A 19,911-nucleotide genomic window follows, 5' to 3' on the forward strand; every position below is an offset into this window, starting at 1 on the left:
CCCTGTCTGGAGTTCGAGACGCCAGTCATGTTGTCGATCGACGTGACTTATCTCGCCTATGGACGTCCGTCAGAACGGCGGATCAACCCCGCCCGGCAACAGCATCAATGCCACCGCGGTCATAGGAAGGTCGACCAACGTCTTCAGTGAGTGATCCACTATCCGCCACAGATTGTACAACAGCAGGCTGCACTCGAACGTGCAGAATTGCATCCGGTAGTCCGTCGACCGAATCGACGGCAGCAGCGGCTTGATCATCTTGTACTCGATCTCGGTGTCCCACGGCTTGGAGTATTCGTCCGAGAGCCCGACCGCTCCCTCATCGGCGACAGCTTCGAGAGTACAGCAGACTTGAAGGGTGAAGGAGGACGTCAGGTGTCGGAGAACCGGTCGGGCTCAATCCGTGACAACCGCATCGCGTTCCCGGTGACGCCGAGACTCATCCCCATATCGCCGACCACGATCGCAAGCGCAACGCTCACCAGCCCCAGCGGCACGCCGACGGCAAGCAGCGCCTTCACGCCGAGGCTCGCCCAGATGTTCTGCCGGATGACGCCGTTGGCCGTGTGCGACAGCTCGTAGAGGTACGGCAGCTTCCCGACGTCGTCGCCCATCAGCGCGATGTCGGCGGTTTCGAGCGCGGTGTCGGTGCCGGCTGCGCCCATCGCGATGCCGACCTCCGCGGTGGCGAGCGCGGGCGCGTCGTTGATGCCGTCGCCGACCATCGCGACCTCCCCGTACTCCGTCTGCAACTCCTCGACGGCGTCGACCTTCTCCTCGGGAAGGAGTTCGGCGCGGTACTCGTCGACGCCGACCTGCTCGGCGATGGCGCGGGCGGTGCCCTCGTTGTCACCGGTCAGCATCACCACGCGTTCGACGCCCAGCTCGTGCAGGCGCTTGACGGCCCGCTTCGAGGCCGGACGTACCTCGTCGGCGATGGCGATCGCACCTAGCAGTTCCGACTCCGTCCCGATGATGACGACCGTCTTGCCCTCACGCTCCAGCGCGGACAGCGCGTCCTCGGCGAACGCCCCGTCGTCGGACTCGGTCGCCTCCGCTACGACGCCGCCGTCCGTCTCGCGGCGTGTCCGAGAGAGATCGAAGCCCAGTTCCTCGAAGAGCGCGGGCTTGCCCGCGTAGTACGTCTCGCCGTCGATCTCCCCACGGATGCCCTTCCCGGTGAGGCTCTCGAAGCCATTCGGGTCGGGCAGATCGCCCACGCCTGCCTCGTCGGCGCGGGCGAGGATCGCCGCAGCGATGGGATGCTCACTGCGCCGCTCCAGTCCGGCGGCGCGACGGAGCAGATCGTCCTCCGTGGTTCCGCCGGCGGGTACGACGTCGGTGACAGCGAGTTCGCCCTTCGTGAGCGTCCCGGTCTTGTCGATGGCAACGGCGTCGACCTCGCCCATCGCCTCGAGGTAGTTGCCGCCCTTGATCAGGACGCCGTTCTTCGCGGCGCTGGTGATGCCTGACACCACGGACACCGGCGTCGAGATGACGAACGCGCACGGGCAGGCGATCACCAGCAGGGTAAGCCCGCGGATGAACCACGTCTGCCAGTCGCCGGCGAAGCTGAACCCGTACCCGGCCACGTCCACCGACACCGGGTCGGCGATGAGCAGCGGCGGGATGGCGGCGGTCAGGATTGCCAGCACGACCACGACCGGCGTGTAGTAGCCGGAGAAGCGGTCAACGAACTGCTCTTTGTCGGTCTTCTTCGCCTGTGCGCCCTGCACCATCTCAATGATGCGCGAGAGCGTCGAGTCGCCCGCCGTCGACGTGACTTCGACTTCGAGGTAGCCCTCCTCGTTGATTGCGCCGGCGTACACCTCATCGCCGGCGGTCTTGTCGATGGGAACGCTCTCGCCGGTGATGGGTGACTGATCGACCGCGCTCTCGCCCTCAACGACCGTGCCGTCGAGCGGGATCTTGTCGCCGGGGCGAACGACCACGGTCTCGCCCACCTCTACCTCATCGGCGGGCACCGTGACTTCTTCGCCGTCGCGCACGACGGTGGCCTCGTCGGGCGACAGCTCCATCAGCTCGCGCAGGGAGTCCCGCGCCCTGTCCATCGCGTAGTCCTCGAGTAACTCGGCGATGCTAAACAGGACGGCCAGCGTTGCGGCCTCCACGAAGTAGCCGATACCGGTTGCGGCGATGATCGCCGTCCCCATCAGCAGGTCGATGTCGAGGCTTCGGTTTTTCGCGGAGTAGTAGCCGCTGCGGACGACAGGGACGCCGCTGGCGGCGACGGCACCGAGGAACAGGATGTCAGCGACGTGAAGTGGATAGTCGAAGACGCTCGCTACCGCGACGTTCTGGCTAGTGAGAAAGAACTCGAAGAACAGGCCGAGAATGACGAACGCCGCACCGAGCCACGTCTTCTTCGCACGTGGACTCGTCCAGACCTCCGACGGCGGCGCGATGTCGACGCCGTCGTCCGCCTCGGTTTGCTCATCGTCACCGTCGGTGTCCGAGCCACCGACGACCTCGTAGCCGGCGGCCTCGATCGCCTCAACTACGTCGGCTTCGCTGATGCGGTCGGGGTCGTACGTGACGTTGGCCGTGCCGGTGGTCGGCTGGAGCGTGGCGTCGAGAACGCCGTCGACGCGCTGGAGGCTCTTGTCGACCTTCTGGGCACAGGATGGGCAGTCCATCTCGGGGACGGCGAGGCGGGCAGTCAGCTCTTGTCGCTGACCGTCCCCGCTCGCCCGCCCGGCCGCGTTTGATTCATCAGTCATCACCCTGACGTAGGGGCCTCAGTTCGATAAGCCTTAGTTGGAATATTCCAAATCGGGGGTGTCAGAGCGATGCCGACGGCTCGTCCGGCACCGAATCGCCAACGACGTGCTGCTTCGCCAAGTGTTCCTCGGCCCGCCGGAGTCGATAAGTGAGCGTCGAGCGGGGCACGTCGAGGTGGTCGGCGAGGTCACTCACGTCCACCTCACGTGGCGACTCGTAGTAGCCGTGTTCGACGGCGGCCCGGAGGGCGGCCTCCTGCTCGGGCGACAGCCCACCTGTGTTCTCAGTGCCGTTGTTTGCCGTCGTCACGGTGTTTGCGGTTCGGAGCATCTCTGTCTGGGCGCACTCCCCGACGGCCGCCTCGAGGTCGTCGAAGAACGCGGCCACGTCGCCCTCGCCGGAGTGGATGATGCGCCACGTGTAGTGACGGCCCTCGTGGCGGGTCTCGAACAGCACGCCGTCGCCGAGGTGGTTGCGGGCGATGTGGGGGACGGACGCGCAGTCGGGCGTGCGCTCCCAGTCGGAGTAGAGGACGAGCGTGTCGTCTTCGCGGTCAAGGACGCGCGTGGTCTGGGTGGCGCCGCAGTCCTCGGTCGCGAGGCAGTCGGCGTAGTAGTCGCTGGTGAGGAACGCGTCCTCGATGGCGTCGAGCGCGTCCGGGGTGCCGGTGGCGTGGTCGACCCGCCAGAGGCGCTCGGCGGTGGCGTGCAGCGACAGCGAGCGGATCCGGGCGTCCGGATGGTCGGCGAGGGCGTCCGCCACCCTGTTGCACCCGGGCTCGTATTCGAGGGCGAAGACGAGTTCGCGCATACCCGTCGATAGGCGGCGTGCGGACATAACACGTCTGCCCGATGCTGCTGCCTCGGGCGGGTGGTCAGATCACGTCGTCGGGGTCGTGGATGTCCTGCATTCGCTGTGCCTCTGCGGCGTACTGTTCTTGGAGGTCGGCGTCGTCGACTGTGCCGAGATTGTCCGGGTTGGCGTCGACGGCGGCGGTGGTGTCCCGAACGTCGGTGAAGGAGGTGAGCGCCCGTTCCTTGCGGAAGTACTGTTCGCCGTCGGGGGTCGCGTAGGTGAGGATGATGAGGTTTTGCTCGTCGTCGGAGTACGTCCGCTCAACCAGCCAGACGCGAACGCCGTCGTCGGGGTCGTCAGCCATATCGTCGTCTACGGGAACCAGTCGGAAATGGGTTGGCGACTCCACTGAAGGTGATGGCGGCGGTGGAGTTCGATATGTCATCGAACGTCTGATTTGTAGCAATCCAAACTGCGAAGGTCTAGGAACGAGGTCTGAGAATTTGTATAGCGATATACGATATACAATTTCCCTCGGTGCGGAGTTCCGGCGTTAAGAGACTCCAGATACTCAATTTCTCCCGATGGACCGAATATTGAAACTGGTCGTGATTAGTATAATAATCACGACCACTTTGAAGTCCCCCGCCGCCGTCTGGTAAGCACGAATGCTGCAACCACCTCAGAACGACGCTTCCCCCGGGGGAGAGCCGCCGAGACCGGGATCCGTGTTAGGACTGGTCCCACTCAGCTACTCTGACCGAAGATGAAGCGAACTCCGAGAGCCCCAGCAGCGTACCGAAACCGTCAGCTTCGCCATCCGCGAGTGGACTTTCTCTCCCCAATGACCGAACGTACTGAGGCCAGCAGCTGATGGCTGTCCTTCGCCGCAAACGTGCTGATGCCGCTCTCGTGTTAGATATTTATGGAAACCTCGTCTCACATATAATGTTTTTATAGGAGTGGTCCGTGATACGGCATATGAACCGCGAGACGGAAAGTACGAGCTCGTCTGGAGCATCTATTTCGCTTTCAATACCCCCTTCAGACCCGGGCTTATTCAAACATAAGGCGACAAGTGATGTTCTTCTTTTTTTAACTAACCACCGATTCAGCGACTTCTCGCTGCGAGAACTCGCAATGCAGATCGGTCACTCCCATCAGTCCGTCCGACGGGCAGTGAACGTTCTTAGTGCGAACGATTTAGTCGTCGAATCCACCGAAAGTAACCAGCGACTCATACAAATCAACAGACAGCGCCTATCTATCCCAGACGAGCCGATCCTTCGGATTCCTCAATCGGAGTACCACTACCCCGTCAAAACTGCGGTAACGAAACTCCGTGAGAACATTAGCGATGTCGTCGGCATCATCCTATACGGAAGTGTCGCTCGGGGGGACGCTGACCGACGAAGCGATATCGATCTCTGGGTGCTCACTCGCACCGGGCGGGCCGAAAGCCAACGAGAAGCGAACGCTATCGCCCGTGACCTTGAAGAGACGGAGTTTGATGGTGACCGCTACGTGTACGATATCGATGTCGAGGCCGTCCAAGCGATTCCAGCCTACACCGCTGACATTCGTGAAATCATTGTCTCGGGAATTCCAGTCTACAAGACGAGTGATTTCGAAACCGTCGAAAACCTCCTCTTGGAGGAAGGAGCAGCCAATGAATAGCGGCTCGGATCCGGCCTCTGTGCTCGCAGCACTCGAGCGTGCACAGGATGCTTTCGAGATGGTTGGACGAGGGCGGATGGAGTTTGAAGAGGGAATTAGTGCCGATTCGGACTGGAAGACGCAACTGACGAAAGCGTGTCGCCTCCTTGAGGTCGTTGACACGCTCCAATCACAGGATGGGTACTACACGGCCGTTATCGAGGTTTGCTTCGGCGCTATTGAACGGTCGATCGAGGCGTATGCGCTCTCGATGACGAATGATACACTCCAAGATTTTCAGGACCACCAGTTCAGCTACGAGCGTGCCCACCAGATCGGACTATTCGAGAAGGAGACTGCACAACAGATGAAGGCCCTCTACAGCGAGAATCGGACTGAGAGTTATTACGGCGGCGGGCGTCCAACCGAAGAACAGGCGGAAGCAATGACCGAACTTGCTATCGCGGTCCATCAATTCGCAGTAAGTCAAATCCGGGAAGGCGGCGTCTGTCTGTGCGACTGACTACATTAGACACTTCGAGAGAGCATTATGAACCGGAATACACCCACGGGACGAACGCAATCGACCTCACTCACAGACTCGTTCGAGCGGTACCTCCAGGATAAGGGAAAAGGCCGCGGTGGCGACGGCGGGAACTATCGACGCAACGCAGCACGCGAACTTGAGCGGTTCGTCGAATGGGCCGCAGGCGACCGCGGTGGCGATGACTGGACCGGGATCGTCCCCGACGACGTTGACGGGGAACCTACCTTTGAAGAGCTTGACGAGCGCGTCTTTCGAGAGTATGCCCGCCATCTCGCTGGTGACCGCGGGCTCAAGCAGAATACTGTACAAACCTACTACCGCTATATCTCTGCGTGGTGTGGCTGGTGCGTCAACGAAGGCTATCTCGAAGCGCACTACGCCCAGCGGGCGAGTGCGATGGCACCGCTTCCAGAAGACGACGGCCGAAAGCCGGGCGACCAGCAGGCCTGGACATCCGAACAGCGCCACGCGCTCACCCGACACGTCGACGAGCAGGCGCATGAGGCCATTGAGATATACACGACACGTCCAGAAGATATGGTCCCCCTCGATAAGCAGCGGGCGCGCTACGAAGCGCTGAAAGCGGCTCGTGACCGCGCGCTCGTATTCGTGCTTGCCTACACAGCTGTGCGTGTCGGGGAACTACTCCGGGATCCGAACGACCCACGCCGACGTGGGGTTCGTTGGGAGGACATCTCGCTTGAGGACGGGAGTATGGACGTCTATCGGAAGAAGCAGCAGTGGGACGCCGCGAGTCTCCCCGACCCAGTGATTTCGCCGCTGCGGAGCTATCGAAAGCTAATGGACCCACCGACTGAGCGCTGGCCAGTATTCCCGACGTTTGACCAGCGGACACTTGCGACGCTTGTACACGACGAGCTGGCTGACCGCGGGGAGCGCCCGGATACAATTGAGGAGCGACGTGAGGAGTACGCTCGCGACCTCCTGTTGGCGCTTGATGAGGACGTTCGACCGCCGTCAATCACGACGGATGGAGCACGGTCGATTCTCCAGCGTCTCTCAGGTGTGGCCGAGATCGATATCGACCATCCGAAACACGACTATCTCGCGCCTCACGGCGGTCGACGGGGGATGGGAGAGGTCCTCGTCAGAGCGTTCGGGTATACGGTTGCCGCCCGGTATCTCGACAACTCCGAGGAGATGGTGCGAGAGCGGTATTCACATATCGAAGCTGGAGAACTAGGAGACGTGGCGACGGAAGCGCTCAACGAAGTCGATTCTGACGTATAAGTGGCGGGTGGAGTAACTATTTATTGTCATTTCACTCCGCCTCGCTCGCTATGCTCGGTCGTATCGAGAACAGCATGGGACTGATGGTTTCCTTGTCCTTGTTGACACCGACAGAGACATCACGGAAACCGAAGCCGTGGACCGCTGTAGATATTTTCCTATATGGGGAGCGAGTACGCTGAATTAACGATTGCTCGTGTCCATGATGCAATTCGGACGTGGTACGGCTGGCTGGTTGAGTGCCGCGTCGCGACGGCCTCTCCGACAAATGGAGCGGAAGACTGGTTGTTCCAATGCATACGTCATGAGATGGTCTTCTTAGGAAACAGAGTCGATTGTATGACTGGTGTGTTTGGATTCAACCTCGTTCCGTCACTCAAGCGAGAGAGAGAGAGAGAGAGAGAGAGAGTGCGGACTACTCAACTGTCACCGTTCCTGTCATCCCAGAGCTTTCGTGTGGGATGCACACATACTGATACATCCCCGCAGCCTTGAAGGTGTATTCATAGGTATCTTCAGCAGCGAGCAGACCTCCACTCACATTGTTTCGTGCGGCTCTCTCAGACTCAAACCCTCCACTCGCAAAATACTCTGCTTCCGTTGGTATCTCGTCCTCATAGGCCGTCACTGTATGCTTGACGCTGCTATCGTTCACCCATCTCACTGTCGTTCCCGAATTGACGGTCAGCGTCTCCGGATCAAATGCGAAGTCTTCGTTCATCGAGACACGTGTCGGTCCGCCTGACTGGCCGTTGGATGAACAACCCGTCATTGCCATTGCTCCGAGAGTGCTTCCGCCGACTTTGAGCATCTGCCGTCGGTTCATTGCTTGAGTAAAGGTAGATCTGAGGGTTTTAGAGTGCGACGAAGAGGTCGGTAGCGTACATCACGATGAGTCCGACGAGGAACGTCACGAGGTTCAGCGCAGAACCAACACGTCCATTCCGACTAACCATCTCTCGAAGTTCCCAGATCACTTGAATGATCGCGCCCACACCAACAGCGAGGAAGAAGGCTCCAAGCGTCGGTGAGAAGGCGAGACTGCCAAGCCATCCCCCCAAAATGACGGGCGCACCGGCGAGGAATCCAAGGCCGACGAAGTGGAGAGCACTCGGACGTTCTCCACGTGCGACAGGGGCGACGACGGCCGGCCCTTCAGTCACGTTATGAAGCATGAAGCCGATGACGAGGAACGCACCGAGTGAGACGCGCCCGAGTGCGAACGAACTCCCGATTGCGAGCCCCTCGGCGAGATTGTGGAGGCCGATTCCGAGCGCGACTAAGTAGGCAATCCACAGGCCGCTCTGGGCGCGCTTATCACCTGCTTCTGCACGGCCCTGGCGCCATGCGCTGACGGCTTGAACGGCGAGAAGTGAACCAATGATGCCGAGCGTGACGAGAGCGGTTCCTTCGAACGCACCCGGCACTTGCTCACTGAGTTCGAATGCCTCGAACCCGGCATCGATAGCGAGGAAAGCGAGAATACCCGCCGAGAAGGCGAGAATCGCGTGAAGCCAGCGGTCGCTCATCGACTGCAGGAACGGGAACCACAGCATCCCGAGTGCGACAGGAATAACCCCGACGAACAGGCCGATGACGGCCATCGTAAGCAGCAAGTCGCCCGTCAGCCCTGGCGACTGACTCGGTGAGACGATGGTGTGGTGGACCGTCGCTCCCCCTTCGAGTACCAGCGCGACTTCGAGGTCCCAGGTAGGATTCCAGTGGTACGGGATGACGACCTGAGCGCTCTCACGAGGAGCGAGTGTGTTATCACCGCCTGCGCCCTGCACCTCGTAGTCCCAGTACGCTTCTGCGACGAGTACCTGTGAGATGGTTACTTCGTTCGGGCCGTTATTCGTGACGTGAAGGACCATCGTCTCTTCGTTCGGTAGCGTCGTGTGCGTTACCGACACGTCGGGGAGCGGCTCACCTCCGGTGTCGAGCGACGCGAACGGTGTCGCTGCGAAGAACCCACCTGCGATGAGTGCGAGCAGGAGGATTGGAAGCAGTGCTGCAGCCCACTTGGGAAGTCCCAGCGGACGCTCGGTCCGACTGACAGTCGTACCGCCATCGGTGTTCGGTTTGCTCATTTAGACCACCTCGAAGAAACTCATCCAGCCAAGTTCTGCGAATTCCGACTGGTGAGCGTGGAACATGTAGAGTCCTGGGTCGTGGTTTGAATAGTCCAGTTCGATAATGCCGCGCTGTGCCTGACACTGCATGACCGTGTCCACCGTCTGGTGGGTCGGCGTCAGCGTCGTTCCGTGGTCGTAGTAGTCGAAGAACTGTGAGTGAGTGTGGAACGAGTTGATGAGGTCGAACTCGATCGCGTTGACGAGGTACACTCGTTGGCGCTGATTCTTGTCGATCTGAATCGGACGCTTGGTTTCGCCAGCTTCCCAGTTACCTTGACCGTTGGTGTCACCGACACCATAGGCGAACGCACGGGTATTGGCAGCGTATACCTCATTGCCGCCGTCGAAGTTGACATCGAAGCCGTTCATCACCATCACCATCTCGTTGATGGCGTCATTCTCGGGATACTCGTGGTTCCGCGTTTTAGCCTCGGCGACGAGGTCTGCGCGAAGTTCATCAGTGATCTGCGAGCGGTGGGAGTCGCAGTACTCCTCGGGTCTGTCCGCGACGCGCTCAGGGGCTGGGTCGATGATAATCGCCCCGTACAGGCCACGATGAATGTGTTCTTTGAGTGGAAGTGAGTGACAGTGGTAGAAGTGACAGCCTGCAGGCTGGGCAATCCACTCGTACGTGAATGACTCACCCGTATCGAGGACACCTGGCCCGTTCTGGGGAATCCCGTCCATCTCCGGGTTGAGATTCCGGAGATGGGGGTGAATTGTGTGGGCATGTCGTCCGAGATTCTCGAACTTCACTCGAATAAGATCGCCCTCGACGGCCCGAATCGTTGGGCCAGGAATCTGCCCGTTATAGGCCCACGCTGGGAATTCGATTCCAGGGGCAATGGTGACAGTGGTGTCGACCGCTTGAAAAGTGAACTCGCGAACGGTTCGACCGTCCTCCTGGTACACGTCTTGCGGGACGTTCTCTTGTTCACCTCGGCCCGTGTTGAACTGGTACAGGAATTCGTGTGGGTCGAAGTCGGTGTCGCTGTACTCACCGACCGCTCCGAAGTTCCCATGGGAGTCTTTTCCGGAGCCGTGATCCTCATTTCCGTCTGCCCGTCCGATACCTGTGAAAGCAGCGCTCCCTGCGAGACCAAGCCCCCCGAGAACTGCCCGTCGGGTGGTCTTGAGGTCTGTGTCGAGCGAATCGATGAGTCGTTGTTCCAGTTTGTCTGAAAGCTCTGCTGCTTGTGAATAATCTAATGATGGCATCTATTTTGCCTCGTGGTATTGTCTGTGGGCGTTTTCAATCGATTCTCCTGGCCGTGAAACGTAGATTTCTGCAGCGACGTCGGCCGGTAGCGAGAGTGGTTTGTCTGCCGTATTCACTTCGCATGTGATCATCCCGAACGGTGCGGTCTCGACCACTTCGAGTTCCGTTCCGAGGGAGATTCCAGCCTTCGTGAGGTACGAAAGGACGTCTGAACTGTTCGCTCGTACTTCAGAGAGGATTGCAACTGTTCCCTCTTGACACTCTGCCAACGGCTGTTGTGTCTCACGCCGTGGAATTTCGAGGTCAGCGGTGGGGATCGGCTCTCCATGCGGGTCCACCGTAGGAGACTTCAGGACCGCTTCGATTCGTTCCACCAGCGTCTCGCTGAGATGGTGTTCTAAGACGTCTGCTTCCTCGTGCACCGCAGACCACTCGTACCCGAGTTCCTCAGTCAGGAACAGTTTGAGCAGTCGGTGGTTGCGAAGCACATTGAGCGCGTGCTTTTCCCCACGACCAGTGAGGCGGGCCCCTGTATACCTCTCGTAATGAATGAGGTCATCGTCGTCCATGCGCTGCAACATCGTCGTCACGGTTGGTGGCTTGACCCCTATCGCGGCCGCAATCTCAGATGATGAGGCCGGGGTGTCTCCGTCCTGAAGACGATAAATTGCCTTCAGGCAATCTTCGACCTTAGGGGTAACCATGAAACAGAATTTGATGCGTCTAAACAAATATTTTTGCCATCTTATCTCTTGATTCGGGTTGCATCCAACTGAGGCAGTCGACTGGTATCGTGGCAGACGCTTGAAATCGCGATCCCCACCCCCACTCTTTCTCGCAGTCTCACCGGGATAGCCCATCATCGTCGGGAGCCTGATTGACTTGACTCAGCAGGTAGGTAGTCCGACCACGCGACCGCCGAATGTGTCGGTTCCGAGGAAGACATGACGGGGCGGATCGACCACTCCCATTACTGAGTCTGCCGACTCCGAGTCCCACCCCTGCTGTCTCGGTCCCGAATCCGTTCGATGTCCACACCGATCTGAGAAACATTCGGAGCCGAAGACATTGACAAGTTTATAATATATCTCTCTAATTACTAAAATCAGTACAAATCAGTACAATTCCACAGTAGTTAATTTAACAAATATAAGCATCTAGGTCCCAGCTAAGATATGATTGAGGCACGACAGGGCACTCGGAGTGGGGAGAGATTTCTTATCCCTGTTCGGTAACCGGTTGAAAATGCTCTATCGAGGATTTGAACCTCGGTCCTCGGCGTGAGATGCTGAGATGATTGGCCGAGCTACACCAATGGAACATTTTGTGCTCACTGGCCTATCCAGTTAAATTCACTCACTTCATGAAATCGAATTCGATATACACAGACAACTACGTGAATTCCGCATAGGAATATATGCAATCTTTGATAAGTTCGTTCACGTTGTAGAAGAGTATACCAACTGAGAGGAGGGTCGTAACGAAATAAATAATCAACCCTGGCGGGCCACCAATCGATGTGCCAATTGCACCTCCCCCAAACCCGACAACCGTAAGCTCGACCCATGTCACTACGATACGAGACAGCAATCGGGGCACCGAACTGGACTGTGTTGATGTCACTGTCTCAGGCCACCATATTCACGAATCTATGTTGATTTCTCACTGGACTATTTCCCCACAACTCAACGGTACGAAATTGCCTGATTATGCGTCTCATCCGTAGGTTTCCTCAGTATCAACGGGACCACTGAACGCTGAATAGAGCACGACAAAGTAGCCGAGCACGATTGGGAGCAGCACGCTCGCCATGATTGACATGAGATTGAGTGGAAGCGTAGAGATAATCGCCTCCCGGACGGTAAGTCCTGCAGTCCGATCCATGAAGGGATACAGAAGGGTTGCGATAAGCCCCACTAATCCGAAGACGAGTGTAGCTGTCGCTGCAAACGCGGCGTAGTACCGACGTTTGCGGAGTGCGACGGCGTAGATTCCAGTCAGTGTAGCCGTGAGGATCACAAGTGCAACGACGGTGGGCGAACGGAAGGAGGAGCGCAGCCCTGGCTCAGTTGCATATATCGTCCCGAGCGTAATGATCGTGATACCAAGATAGCTCACGGCAGCCTGGATACCGTAGTTTCTCATTTCATCTCGTAGCGCGCCGCGAGTTTTCAGCCCGAGGAACGCCGCACCGTCGACGATCGTGAGGGCAAGGACTGTGACACCGCCTAGGAATCCCACTGGAGTGATAAGGCCGGTTGTTCCGACCAGCCAGTTCATGACGAACAGCCCCAAGAGGAACGGCGTAACGGTGCTCCCGATGACAAACGAGTAACCCCACAGTGTCCGCCAGCGGCTGTCTTCACGCTCCTCGTACATTTCTGGGGCGAGCCCTCGGAGACCGAGCGCGGCCAGAATCGCGAACATCAACAGATAGTACCGACTGAAGAGGTTCGCGTACACGGACGGAAACGCCGCGAATAGTGTCCCTCCGAAGACGACGAGCCAGACCTCGTTCCCATCCCAGAACGGCCCAACAGCTGCTAACAGCTGTTCCTTCTCGTGGTCATTGTCGCGGGTTGCAAACAGGATGCCTACGCCGAAATCAAAGCCGTCGAGAAAGAGGAACATCCCGAAGATGAAAAACAGTAGCGCGAACCAGAGTTCGGCAAGTGGTAATCCGAATAGTGGCCTTGTGGCCAGCGCTCCGATGCTAATCACCTGACGTCACCTCCGAATCTGGGACGCGGTCAGAATCGCTCTGCCTGAGCTCGTCTTTCGATGGTGGTCCTGCTCGGATAATTCGACCGACGACGTATGTGTAGAGGCCCAGTAACAGGATGTACCCGGTAACGAATCCGAGGAGTGTGAACGTTGCTTCGGCGCCTGTGAGACTTGGAGAGACGCCAGCACTCGTCTTCATTACCCCCTGAATAACCCACGGTTGTCTTCCGACTTCGGTGACGATCCAGCCAACCTCTACGGCGACGAATCCCAGGAGAGACGACGCCATCAACGCCTTATGCAACAGGCCGTCTTCGAAAAGTTCGCCGCGCCACCATCGATAGCCCCCCCAGACGGCCAGCAGAATAAACCAGAAGCCGAGCGCGACCATAATCCGGAACGCCCAGAAGACGATCGCCACAGGTGGGGCTTTTGTCGAGAAAGATTCGAGTCCTCGTATCGTAGCCTGTGGGTTTCCGCCACTCGCGAGCCAGGATGCTCCACCCGGGATGCCGAAGCCAAAGAGTTCTTTCGTGCGTGGGTTCAGCAAGTCGTTTACGTCCGTCGGGAATGCAACGATATACTCGGGGACGTAGGAGTCGGTTTCCCAGACGGCTTCCATCGCGGCGAATTTCTGCGGTTGAGTTTCGGAAACGTGGCGGGCATACTCATCGCCCTGAATCACCTGCAGCGGGGCCGTGATGAGTAGAACGACGAGCGCGATTTTGAGCGTCTTCTCCCAGACATCGATATGTTCAACCGAATAGCCCCAGACGTGGTGTCGGAACACATAGTAGGCCGCGACGCCGGCCATGAAGAGCGCGACCGACTCGACGGCAGCGTTCTGCATATGGATGAACATATAGGGGAACCTCGGATTGAGATAGGCTGCGAGTGGGTCGGTAAGCTTCACAATCCGCTGGCCGTTCTCCACGACGATTTTGAACCCACGCGGCGTCTGCATCCATGAGTTCGCGATGAGGATCCAGACAGCCGAGAGCCACGTGCCGACCCCGACAGCAATACTCGATACGAAGTACAGCCGGTCTGACACACGGTTGCGGCCGAAGACGAAGATCCCGAGGAAGGTAGCTTCCAGCATGAACGCCATCATCCCTTCGAGGGCGAGTGGACCACCGAACAGTTCTCCGGCGGTCGTCGAGAATGCGGCGAAGTTCGTCCCAAATTCGAATTCGAGGACAAGACCGGTCACGGTTCCCACGACGAAGCTCACTGCAAAGATTCGTGTCCAGAACCGACGAAGCTGTTCGTACACTGGCTGTCCGGTACGAATCTCTTTCCATGTGAAATAGATGAGAAATGGCGCGAGGCCCATACTCATCACTGGAAAGATGATGTGAACAATGGTGGTGAGCGCGAACTGGAGACGGCTTGCAAGAACGGGATCAACCATTAGTTCCACCTCTACGAATATCTCTATTGGTCTGAACGGTGACCCACAGGCCGAATAAGGAACGGGCCCATACCAAATGGAATGCCATCACTCCGATTTTGCGATTTTGGCACGTCAAATGAGGGCGGTGTCCCACGTATTGGGAATCCGCCTTTGCCCCTTATACCGGGACCTTTGATAAGTATGTATGGAGCGTCGACGTATACTCAAGACAGCCGGAGTTCTCGCTACAGGCGGCGTAACCAGTCTCGCCGGATGTAGTAGTTCAGGGAACGGAAGTGATGATGGCGGTGGGCCAACCACAACCGAGACACAGGAGACCGGTATCTCGGGTGGTTCGAATACGGTTATGATGGTCACCGAAGGTAGCGAGTATTATTTCGATCCAATCGGCTTGTTCGTTGAATCCGGAGAGACGGTCACGTTCGAGATCCAGAGTGGGAGTCATTCGGCGACTGCCTACAAGAAAGGGACGAGTTCAGCCTCAGTAACTCGGATCCCTGAGGGGGCGGAAACGTTCAATAGCAAAACCCTGAGCGAACGGGGTGCGACCTATGAGCACACGTTTGAATCCTCGGGTACATACGATTACTTCTGTATTCCACACAAAGCTCTGGGAATGGTCGGCCGAATCGTCGTGGGCAAACCAGGTGGTCCTGCCGAAGAGAATATGCCGCCGGACGGAGAGGTTCCAGACAGCCAGGTCATCGTCGACCAAGGTAGCGTCTCGTATAGTGACTTCACGGGATAGTGCTACCCCAAATTCTTAGCATACGTATAACTAATTAGTATCTAGTCAGAGGTTCTATCGTGGTGTCCAAGTCTTTTCTCCGTGTGTTCTTTGTCGTTGTTATCGGTTTATCCAGTATTGGCCTAGCCTATGGATACACGCTCAGCGCAACCAACGATACCTTCGAGAGCCATCTCACGAACCAAGGTGTTGCGAACCCACAGCACCAGGCCGTTGAACCTCGCGACAATGTTACGGTCATCGCGACCGATTCGAATTCGTGGCGAGGTGAGGCGAGTAGCGGGCCTCGTGCCCGAGCGGAACTCGTCGCATTCAACCCGGACGGAAACATCCTCTACTATAACGACTCACATACGCGGTACTGGGACGTCGATCCGGTACCTGAAACGAGAACCACCGTTGAGTACATGTTCGCGGACCACCTTGAGCCGTCGTCATGCCCGGACACCAGCAACTTCACCCAGCGCCGGGTTGACGAGGAGGTCTGGAACGAATATAAGGATGCTCGCTCGACCAACGCCTGTACGCGCAACGGATATGAGCGAGTTAACTTGACGACTGGCGAGGTGACGCGTATCTGGAGCGAAACCACCCCTGGGAAGGAAGCGACCCGCTACCACGATGCTGACCGGCTCAACGAGACACACCTAGCTGTCGCGGATATCTATCTTGATCGGGCATTCATCGTGAATACCACCTCCGGTCAGACCGAATGGACGTGGAACGCCAGTAGCGCATTCCCCAGAGAAACAGGGGGTCCATATCCTGAGGATTGGACGCATATCAACGACATCGAAGTGCTTGAAGATGGCCGTCTCATGGTGAGTGCTCGGAACCAAGACCGGGTCGTGTTCCTGAATCGGAGTGGACTCATCGACGGGTGGACTCTCGGCAAGGAAGACGACTATAGTCTCCTCTACGAACAGCACAATCCGGATTACATCCCGACTGAGCATGGTGGTCCCGCTATCCTTGTCGGAGATTCGGAGAACAATCGCGTTGTTGAGTATCAACGAACAGGTAATCGCTGGGAACAGTCATGGGTATGGCGAGACGCGCGAATGCAGTGGCCACGGGACGCCGACCGGCTCCCGAACGGCCACACTCTGATAACAGATTCGAACGGGAATCGTGTGTTCGAAGTTGATGAACAAGGAGAGGTGGTGTGGAGCGTCAATATCGCCTTCCCCTACGAGGCAGAACGTCTCGGGACTGGAGACGAGAGTACAGGTGGTCCGAGTGCAACGGAAGTAAATCTCGACTCACAGACGGGCAGTTTGAGTGACCGTGTCCTGATTTTCACCAAACAGTTCATCCCTGGGAAGTACTTGAACGGTCTTATGTATATCACACCTGTCTGGATGGGGTTTTTAGAAGTTCTTGAGCTGGCGGCCTTCCTCACTGGCTGTCTTCTGTGGGCTGGAGTAGAGGGAGTCTGGCGATGGCTGTCTTGACAAGCCTACTGCTCGTTTGTTGCAAGTCCCATACCGTAGGTCAAGAGTCGACGAGATTCAAATCCCGCTTGTAGCCGTCAGATATGCGCTTCCAAACTGTACTGCATTGTACGCACCGTGAACCACGGCTGGGACTGCGAGGTTGTCGGTGTACTCGTAGGTTGCGCCCAGTACCAAGGCTAGCACGAATGCGATACCGACGTACACCAGCTTCCCTTCTCCGGTCAATGAGAAGAGATGGATCGATGCGAAGAGAGCGCTCGCAAGAACGATTGCACGGGCCGGATGCAGCGTTTTTCGGAGCGTACCCTGAACTAGTCCCCGATATAACAGTTCCTCGCCCGGACCGACTAACAGAAATGAAAGAGGAACGAGCAGGAGATACACCGCTGGATTCTGCTGACCAATCGTGACGATTCGATTTTGTGCTGATTCGAGACCAAGCGAGGAGATGATCATTGAGGCGATAACAAGCAGGCCTAACAGCGTAACTATCCCAGCGATAGTCACGGCAACATCACGTCTGTCCGGAATTGTGAGCGGGATGAAATCGAAGCCGAGATTGCGGTATCTGAGATAGAGGACAGTACCCCCTCCAAACGTTAATCCTTGCAACAAGACTGTATTCAGCACGAGGCGCAATGATGGGCGAGTCGCGACATTGATCCCGAAGATGGACAAGACGGCGCCAGCAATAAGGACGACGAGGGAGCCGATGATTGTCGAACCGTACGTGAGTCCAATCGCAGTTACGACAGAGCCAACTCGTGAAGTTGATTGTGTCATTGGATGGAATCAATAATGAGGGAACTCAAGCTATTCAGACGCAGAGCTTCGATGTTCTGTTGGGTGAGCGAGTGACCTGTGTATTCTATCATAATTCGTGTGTTATCATACTGCTTGTCGTCTCGTTCTGACTCATAGTCATCCTTGAACAGATGAGTCTGTGGGTGTGACGAGAATGAACGCGAGAAGAGGGTGATTCAGAATCGTCTGTCGTAGGTAGGTGGAACCCGTTGAATTTTGAGCCATCTATCGGTTGGTGGGGGTATCTCAAATTACGATTTGAATTGTTGAATTCCGGGTGATAAAAATACAGACCGGATTCCCATCGAGTGGGATTCCGCCATTTCTTCATTGCGGAGCCATCCCACGAAGTTGATAAGGAGTCTCACGACTTGCTGGAAAATATCTGTACACATAGCACCCCGCTGCCAGTGATACCATACCGATTCTCGTCTCGCGACTCTTTCGACAGCTCGTCCATTATGAACTGAGGATTGCAATCTGTTTTGGATTCGTGCTGTCGGGAGAATCCTCGAACGGTAATCGAACACCATATCCCGGCGAGCACGTATAATCGAATAATGGGAAGACCATTCAGTGTCGTCCGAGGACACACCAGCGTTACAGGATATCCTTGATGCGCTAGATGATTCCGAGTGCCAGGCTCTTCTCCGCGAAACTGTTGAACCCATGACTGCGAACGAACTCATAGATGCCTGTGACCTCCTCAAGTCCACGTTGTATCGCAAATTAGGACTGCTCAGCTCCACTTCTCTTGCACGAGAGCGGGATACGATCAGTTCGGGTGGCGGACGAGCCACCCACTACGAACGTCCGATAACGTGGCAATATCTATGGACGACACAGGCGAATTTTCAGTGAGTGTCGAACGTCCACCGCAGTCTACCGACGGACGGCTTGCAGACATCTGGTTGATGATGGGGGGACGAGGTATGAACGAAGTAATAACGGCGATTGCGGTGGTTAAGTTCGCAATCCTACTTCTCGAGGGTAGAATCACCTACATCGCGTTCAAAGCCTATCGGCGAACGGGTGAGGATTCGCTCCATGTTCTGGGTATCGGATTTGGTGTCATCATGCTCGGCGCTCTACTGACGGGCGTGGCCAACCAGTTCTTTTCGGTCTCGTTGGAACTCGGCGTGCTCGCTAACAGCATATTCGTCGCACTTGACCTCGCAGTCATAATGTACTCTCTCAACATGCAACAATGATCGTAGCTCAAAATCTAACCTTGTGGCTGGTTCTAAGAACTGACGTTAAACGAGGGTTCAGTTAATGCACCGTATTACAATACCAGACGAAACCGGGATTTCGCACCGGCAGTGGCAACGGGCGTGGAACCCAATAGACATCGTGGTTCGGTATTTTGTGGCCAGTTTTGTCCTGGCCGGCGTACTCCTAATGCCCGTTGCATGGATGGTTGGCTCGTATGCTCTTGTTGTTTTTATATTATTCCCGATTCTCGGAATTTCACTCAGTATGATTATCTGGCGACGTGCGTGTACAGCAGTTAATACTGCCTATCAAGAGGTCCTCAATGACATCACCAACTGGAAAAATCAATCTAGTGATAAGATAGAGATTCTGGCTTCTGATCTCAATGGCTCAGGTAATCAGTACTGCCTTGAACCAGCTAAAAAATATACGCTAACCTACGTTGAGGTAGCTGGCGAGTACACACTGCTTGAGGAGGTAACTATTGACTTTGCTAATTTAGAAACTTCGACGAAGTCAGAGAGAATCCCCTCTCAACAAATTGTGGCGCAGTCGTTTGAATCAGGAATATATAAACTTCATTCGTCGAAAGGGATTTGGAAGATTGACGGGCTCCAGAAACAATGACTGAGCGTATGGTGTTTCAAGAGTTTGGAATTAGTTCTCCACAATCTCCCTCAGTACTCTCGTGTTTGACGGGGATTGTCATCTTTGTAGGCTCTTTTGCCGTAAGGGTAGCACTTACTTATCCATAGTGTCGTGAATACCACTTTCCTACTATGGGGGCGGCATAGGAACGCGGTTAGGCGATTATATCTTCTCGTCCTGTAGCCATTGGAGCGCATCTGAGAATGCCGACATCTCGAAATAGCGCATTCGGTTGGGTGCGACTGGCCAGACGGGACGAATTATTTCCCACCAATCGAAGAGCAGCTTGGCCCAGACCGAATCGCCAACTGCGGCGTAACGGCTGATAGTGAACTGCAACCCGTAGCGTAGGTCGGGGATGATACCGTACACGTGAGATAGAAACGTCGAAAACGTCCAGTCCGGAACTACTTCCAGAACACGGACTGCGCCATATTCGTCTGTCTTCTGGATTAGTAGTGAGTATAGTTCGTCGTAACCACGTTGGGTCCCTCGGCCAACCCGGATCACGACGAGGTCTTTCTCGGTTTCATCGAGAATTTCGAACATCTGA

General features: G+C 56.6%; 19 protein-coding genes. 7 read left to right on the forward strand and 12 right to left on the reverse strand.

The window, feature by feature from the left end; genetic code table 11:
* Positions 1–69: 69 nt before the first annotated feature.
* The 4 genes from E4S61_RS21835 to E4S61_RS21850 all read right to left on the reverse strand — a co-directional run bounded on the left by E4S61_RS21835 (position 70) and on the right by E4S61_RS21850 (position 3,901).
* Positions 70–258, reverse strand: coding sequence for a hypothetical protein (locus E4S61_RS21835; RefSeq protein ID WP_135306040.1), 189 nt, complete (start codon positions 256–258; stop codon positions 70–72).
* Between the two features lie 113 nt (positions 259–371).
* A complete protein-coding gene (locus E4S61_RS21840; RefSeq protein WP_209309584.1) occupies positions 372–2,741 on the reverse strand; it encodes a heavy metal translocating P-type ATPase in 2,370 nt (789 codons plus the stop codon).
* Between the two features lie 61 nt (positions 2,742–2,802).
* A complete protein-coding gene (locus tag E4S61_RS21845) occupies positions 2,803–3,552 on the reverse strand; it encodes a helix-turn-helix domain-containing protein (protein WP_135306041.1) in 750 nt (249 codons plus the stop codon).
* 64 nt (positions 3,553–3,616) lie between these two features.
* Complete coding sequence (locus E4S61_RS21850) at positions 3,617–3,901, reverse strand: hypothetical protein (RefSeq protein WP_126665164.1); 285 nt, start codon at positions 3,899–3,901, stop codon at positions 3,617–3,619.
* A gap of 617 nt (positions 3,902–4,518) precedes the next feature.
* On the opposite strand from E4S61_RS21850, the gene E4S61_RS21855 reads away from it, so the two are divergent.
* The 3 genes from E4S61_RS21855 to E4S61_RS21865 are packed head-to-tail and all read left to right on the forward strand — an operon-like array spanning position 4,519 to position 6,991.
* Positions 4,519–5,214, forward strand: coding sequence for a nucleotidyltransferase domain-containing protein (locus E4S61_RS21855; protein ID WP_135306042.1), 696 nt, complete (start codon positions 4,519–4,521; stop codon positions 5,212–5,214).
* The gene (locus E4S61_RS21860) at positions 5,207–5,716 is read left to right on the forward strand and encodes a DNA-binding protein (RefSeq protein ID WP_245180903.1); all 510 of its coding nucleotides are present in this window, start codon (positions 5,207–5,209) and stop codon (positions 5,714–5,716) included. The genes E4S61_RS21855 and E4S61_RS21860 overlap by 8 nt, the downstream gene beginning before the upstream one ends.
* 27 nt (positions 5,717–5,743) lie before the next feature.
* Positions 5,744–6,991 (forward strand): tyrosine-type recombinase/integrase, encoded by a 1,248-nt coding sequence (locus tag E4S61_RS21865; protein ID WP_135306043.1) that lies wholly within the window; start codon positions 5,744–5,746, stop codon positions 6,989–6,991.
* Positions 6,992–7,406: 415 nt separating this feature from the next.
* Here the strand turns inward: E4S61_RS21865 and E4S61_RS21875 are convergent, their stop codons facing one another.
* From E4S61_RS21875 to E4S61_RS21910, 6 genes are all read right to left on the reverse strand, one after another.
* Positions 7,407–7,712: a plastocyanin/azurin family copper-binding protein gene (locus tag E4S61_RS21875; RefSeq protein ID WP_245180904.1), complete on the reverse strand. Its 306-nt coding sequence runs from the start codon at positions 7,710–7,712 to the stop codon at positions 7,407–7,409.
* A 133-nt stretch (positions 7,713–7,845) separates the two neighbouring features.
* Entirely contained in the window at positions 7,846–9,081 is a 1,236-nt protein-coding gene (locus E4S61_RS21880) for a ZIP family metal transporter (RefSeq protein WP_135306045.1), read from the reverse strand.
* The gene (locus tag E4S61_RS21885; protein WP_135306046.1) at positions 9,082–10,344 is read right to left on the reverse strand and encodes a multicopper oxidase domain-containing protein; all 1,263 of its coding nucleotides are present in this window, start codon (positions 10,342–10,344) and stop codon (positions 9,082–9,084) included. It abuts the gene before it with no gap.
* Positions 10,345–11,049: a metal-dependent transcriptional regulator gene (locus tag E4S61_RS21890; RefSeq protein WP_135306047.1), complete on the reverse strand. Its 705-nt coding sequence runs from the start codon at positions 11,047–11,049 to the stop codon at positions 10,345–10,347.
* Positions 11,050–12,061: 1,012 nt separating this feature from the next.
* Positions 12,062–13,066, reverse strand: a complete 1,005-nt coding sequence (gene cydB / locus E4S61_RS21905) for a cytochrome d ubiquinol oxidase subunit II (RefSeq protein WP_135306048.1) — start codon at positions 13,064–13,066, stop codon at positions 12,062–12,064.
* Complete coding sequence (locus E4S61_RS21910; protein WP_135306049.1) at positions 13,059–14,483, reverse strand: cytochrome ubiquinol oxidase subunit I; 1,425 nt, start codon at positions 14,481–14,483, stop codon at positions 13,059–13,061. Before E4S61_RS21910 ends, cydB begins: the two co-directional genes overlap by 8 nt.
* A 352-nt stretch (positions 14,484–14,835) precedes the next feature.
* On the opposite strand from E4S61_RS21910, the gene E4S61_RS21915 reads away from it, so the two are divergent.
* Positions 14,836–15,234, forward strand: a complete 399-nt coding sequence (locus E4S61_RS21915) for a plastocyanin/azurin family copper-binding protein (RefSeq protein ID WP_245180905.1) — start codon at positions 14,836–14,838, stop codon at positions 15,232–15,234.
* A gap of 59 nt (positions 15,235–15,293) precedes the next feature.
* Positions 15,294–16,688 (forward strand): arylsulfotransferase family protein, encoded by a 1,395-nt coding sequence (locus E4S61_RS21920; RefSeq protein WP_135306051.1) that lies wholly within the window; start codon positions 15,294–15,296, stop codon positions 16,686–16,688.
* A gap of 57 nt (positions 16,689–16,745) precedes the next feature.
* On the opposite strand, the gene E4S61_RS21925 is transcribed toward E4S61_RS21920, so the two are convergent.
* On the reverse strand, positions 16,746–17,474 hold the full coding sequence (locus tag E4S61_RS21925) for a CPBP family intramembrane glutamic endopeptidase (RefSeq protein WP_135306052.1): 729 nt from the start codon (positions 17,472–17,474) through the stop codon (positions 16,746–16,748).
* Between the two features lie 953 nt (positions 17,475–18,427).
* Between E4S61_RS21925 and E4S61_RS21935 the strand changes: the two genes are divergently transcribed.
* Together E4S61_RS21935 and E4S61_RS21940 are read left to right on the forward strand one after the other, a co-directional pair.
* Entirely contained in the window at positions 18,428–18,706 is a 279-nt protein-coding gene (locus E4S61_RS21935; RefSeq protein WP_135306083.1) for a DUF7521 family protein, read from the forward strand.
* A 64-nt stretch (positions 18,707–18,770) separates the two neighbouring features.
* The gene (locus E4S61_RS21940; RefSeq protein WP_135306053.1) at positions 18,771–19,337 is read left to right on the forward strand and encodes a hypothetical protein; all 567 of its coding nucleotides are present in this window, start codon (positions 18,771–18,773) and stop codon (positions 19,335–19,337) included.
* Between the two features lie 183 nt (positions 19,338–19,520).
* On the opposite strand, the gene E4S61_RS21945 is transcribed toward E4S61_RS21940, so the two are convergent.
* Positions 19,521–19,907 (reverse strand): SpoIIAA family protein, encoded by a 387-nt coding sequence (locus E4S61_RS21945; RefSeq protein ID WP_135306054.1) that lies wholly within the window; start codon positions 19,905–19,907, stop codon positions 19,521–19,523.
* Between the last annotated feature and the right edge of the window lie 4 nt (positions 19,908–19,911).

The organism is Haloarcula amylovorans (genome assembly GCF_004681185.1).
In the GTDB taxonomy this organism is placed as follows: Archaea; Halobacteriota; Halobacteria; order Halobacteriales; family Haloarculaceae; genus Haloarcula; species Haloarcula amylovorans.

Coding starts and splice junctions, on each gene's coding strand:
- E4S61_RS21835 (WP_135306040.1), bottom strand. CDS start 258: ATGATCAAGCCGCTGCTGCCGTCGATTCGGTCGACGGACTACCGGATG.
- E4S61_RS21840 (WP_209309584.1), bottom strand. CDS start 2,741: ATGACTGATGAATCAAACGCGGCCGGGCGGGCGAGCGGGGACGGTCAG.
- E4S61_RS21845 (WP_135306041.1), bottom strand. CDS start 3,552: ATGCGCGAACTCGTCTTCGCCCTCGAATACGAGCCCGGGTGCAACAGG.
- E4S61_RS21850 (WP_126665164.1), bottom strand. CDS start 3,901: ATGGCTGACGACCCCGACGACGGCGTTCGCGTCTGGCTGGTTGAGCGG.
- E4S61_RS21855 (WP_135306042.1), top strand. CDS start 4,519: ATGAACCGCGAGACGGAAAGTACGAGCTCGTCTGGAGCATCTATTTCG.
- E4S61_RS21860 (WP_245180903.1), top strand. CDS start 5,207: ATGAATAGCGGCTCGGATCCGGCCTCTGTGCTCGCAGCACTCGAGCGT.
- E4S61_RS21865 (WP_135306043.1), top strand. CDS start 5,744: ATGAACCGGAATACACCCACGGGACGAACGCAATCGACCTCACTCACA.
- E4S61_RS21875 (WP_245180904.1), bottom strand. CDS start 7,712: ATGAACGAAGACTTCGCATTTGATCCGGAGACGCTGACCGTCAATTCG.
- E4S61_RS21880 (WP_135306045.1), bottom strand. CDS start 9,081: ATGAGCAAACCGAACACCGATGGCGGTACGACTGTCAGTCGGACCGAG.
- E4S61_RS21885 (WP_135306046.1), bottom strand. CDS start 10,344: ATGCCATCATTAGATTATTCACAAGCAGCAGAGCTTTCAGACAAACTG.
- E4S61_RS21890 (WP_135306047.1), bottom strand. CDS start 11,049: ATGGTTACCCCTAAGGTCGAAGATTGCCTGAAGGCAATTTATCGTCTT.
- E4S61_RS21910 (WP_135306049.1), bottom strand. CDS start 14,483: ATGGTTGATCCCGTTCTTGCAAGCCGTCTCCAGTTCGCGCTCACCACC.
- E4S61_RS21915 (WP_245180905.1), top strand. CDS start 14,836: ATGGTCACCGAAGGTAGCGAGTATTATTTCGATCCAATCGGCTTGTTC.
- E4S61_RS21925 (WP_135306052.1), bottom strand. CDS start 17,474: ATGACACAATCAACTTCACGAGTTGGCTCTGTCGTAACTGCGATTGGA.
- E4S61_RS21935 (WP_135306083.1), top strand. CDS start 18,428: ATGAACGAAGTAATAACGGCGATTGCGGTGGTTAAGTTCGCAATCCTA.
- E4S61_RS21940 (WP_135306053.1), top strand. CDS start 18,771: ATGCACCGTATTACAATACCAGACGAAACCGGGATTTCGCACCGGCAG.
- E4S61_RS21945 (WP_135306054.1), bottom strand. CDS start 19,907: ATGTTCGAAATTCTCGATGAAACCGAGAAAGACCTCGTCGTGATCCGG.